The organism is Agromyces binzhouensis (genome assembly GCF_004135055.1).
Lineage (GTDB): Bacteria > Actinomycetota > Actinomycetes > Actinomycetales > Microbacteriaceae > Agromyces > Agromyces binzhouensis.
In genome coordinates this window covers 1-1,985 of record NZ_SDPL01000493.1, presented here as the reverse complement: position 1 = coordinate 1,985, position 1,985 = coordinate 1, and the positions used below count along the sequence as shown (strand labels likewise).

Here is a 1,985-nt window from a genome sequence, read left to right as displayed (position 1 = left end):
GGGGACTCGGCGAGCGACCCGCCCGCGGCACCGGCGCCGGCGCAGCGGGCGGGCCGTTCGCGCTCGACCTCGCCGCCGATGCGCGCCTGAAGGAGCTCTACCTCGACCAGGAGCACCACGACGGCTACCTGCGCGATCGCGACGTGTTCGACCCGGGCATCACGATCGAGGACAACCTGGCCGCACTCGTCGACTACGACTCCGGCGCGACGCTCAGCTACTCGCTGAACGCGCACGCCCCCTGGGAGGGTTATCGCGTCACCGTGAACGGCACGAAGGGGCGCGCCGAGCTCGAGGTGGTCGAGCGCGGTGCCGTGCTGGTCGGCGAGGACGGCCGAGTCGTCGTGGACCCGAGCATGCACCCCGACCACTCGGCCGTCGACGCTGTGCGACCCGACAGCGAGCGGCTCGTGCTGCAGCGGCACTGGGAGGGCGCCGAGGTCGTGCCGATCCCGGAGGGCATCGGGAGCCACGGCGGCGGCGACGCCTACCTGCTGCAGCACCTCTTCGACCGCGTGACGGACGACGCGCCCCTCGGGAGGGTCGCCGGCTACGCCGACGGCGTGCGCGCGGTGTCGGTCGGCATCGCCGGGAACCGGTCGCTCGAGACCGGCGAGCCGGTGCGCATCGCCGACCTCGAGCTGGGCGTCTGAGTCGCCCGCGGCATCCGCTCGCCCCTCGGCCCACGACAGGGTTCGTGGGGCTTAGTACCCGAGCGGATGCCCCGGGGTGCTGCCATCATCGCGACCATGAGCGATCCGACGAGCGCGCCTCCGGGCTGGTACGACGACGGGCGCGGGCAGCAGCGGTACTGGGACGGGACGCAGTGGACCGAGCACACGGCACCGCTGCCCGGTGCGCAGGATGCGACACGGCCCTACGACAGCGCGGCGCTCGGCGCAGACGCGTCGCCGGGGTCGTCGCCGTACGCGGACACGACGCCGTTCGCGGGACTGCCGACGAGCGGTCCCGGCGCAGCCGGCGGCGCACCGCCCGCCGACTCCTCGGCATACGCGGCCTACGGCGGCGCCCCGGGCGCCCCCGGGACTCCGCCCGAGCCGGGCGGCACGAACGTCCTCGGCATCGTCGCACTCGTGATCGCGGCGATCGGGTTCGTCTTCGCGTGCATCCCGTTCGTGCAGGTCGTCGGGCTCGTCCTGCTGCCGATCGCGTTCGTGCTCGCCATCATCGCCCTCTTCCTCAAGGGGCGGAAGTGGCCCGCCATCACGGGCCTGATCCTCTCGGTCGTCGGCGGGATCATCGGGACGATCGTGTTCGCGGTCGTCGCGCTCGGCGTGTTCGGGCAGATCGTCGACTCGGGCGTGATCCAGGACGAGATCGACCGACAGCTCGAGGAGGAGTTCGGGGAGCCGACCGGACCCGCGAGCGAGGAACCCGGCGAGGAGGCCGGCGATGAGGCCGGCGAGGGCCAGGTGCTCGAGTTCGGGGAGACCATGGTGTGGAGCAACGGCGTCTCGATGACGGTCTCGGGGCCCGAGCCGTTCACGCCGTCCGACATCTCGGCGGGCGACGACCAGGCCGTGAACCTCGTCTTCACGCTCACGATCCAGAACGACTCCGGCGAGAACGTGCAACCCGTCGTGTTCTCCCAGCTCTCGTCCGGCGGCACGGAGGCCTCGCGGATCTTCGACGTCGGCGCAGAGGGCGGGCAGGTCGGCATCCCGCCGACCACGGCGATCCTGCCCGGTGAGTCCATCACCTGGAACGAGGCGTGGTCGGTCGCCGACCCCGGTTCGCTCACGATGCAGACGGCGCCGTCGTTCGAGTACGAGGACGTGATCTTCACCAACGTCCCGCAGTAGGGGGCGGCGGATCAGCCGCCGTCGATGGCGGGGGCGCCCCTCGGATAGGCGAGGAGCATCGCGCCCGACGCGATCCAGACGACGCCGATCGCGACGATGAGCGCCTCGGCGCCGACCCCTGCCGCCAGTCCGGCGACGGCCGCGCCCGCCGCGGCGGCGGCC

Annotated in this window: 2 protein-coding genes; both read left to right on the top strand. The window is 72.7% G+C overall.

Going from position 1 to position 1,985, the window contains the following annotated elements:
* On the top strand, positions 1–653 hold a 653-nt coding region (locus ESO86_RS16030; RefSeq protein ID WP_242492418.1), incomplete at its 5' end, for a Gfo/Idh/MocA family oxidoreductase.
* A gap of 96 nt (positions 654–749) precedes the next feature.
* Entirely contained in the window at positions 750–1,823 is a 1,074-nt protein-coding gene (locus tag ESO86_RS19980) for a DUF2510 domain-containing protein (protein WP_242492417.1), read from the top strand.
* The last annotated feature ends 162 nt before the right edge of the window (positions 1,824–1,985 follow it).